Origin of the sequence: Bartonella vinsonii subsp. berkhoffii ATCC 51672, assembly GCF_902825225.1 — a bacterium.
Classification (GTDB): Bacteria; Pseudomonadota; Alphaproteobacteria; order Rhizobiales; family Rhizobiaceae; genus Bartonella; species Bartonella berkhoffii.
This window is the reverse complement of record NZ_CADEAK010000314.1, coordinates 1-392: the sequence shown is the minus strand read 5'-3', so window position 1 is coordinate 392 and position 392 is coordinate 1. Positions and strand designations below refer to the sequence as shown.

Below are 392 nucleotides of genomic sequence, written 5' to 3'. Positions count from 1 at the left end.
GGGGGTTTTTCTTGAATCAGAAAGAGATGTGGAAGCTGTCTTGTTGGGACCTCATGGAACATCTCATGGAGCATCTTTGACACCGACCTTGGAGTCACAATTGGTCTTTAAACCTGTGCAAATATTGCAAAAACAATATGGCGCGCTGTCCCCACAATTTCTTCCACAAGAAATACCCCAGGGAACACCGCTTTTTTATACCTACCATGAGCAAAAAATAGGGCTCTTTCCAACACCAATACAGGCGGAGACTGTGTGTCTTGTTTGCGTGCCCGCTCGTTTGGCGGAGGAAAGCGTGCATGAGGGTGATAATCCCTGGCTTACCCATGCTTTTGATCTCATTAAAGCATGTGCAAAATATGAGCTCTACAAACATATCCTGAAAGATCCTG

At 45.4% G+C, this 392-nt stretch carries 1 pseudogene; it reads left to right on the top strand.

Features of this window, described 5'->3' with window-relative positions:
- Positions 1 to 392: pseudogene (locus J7R10_RS09420) on the top strand (hypothetical protein); the annotation flags it as partial.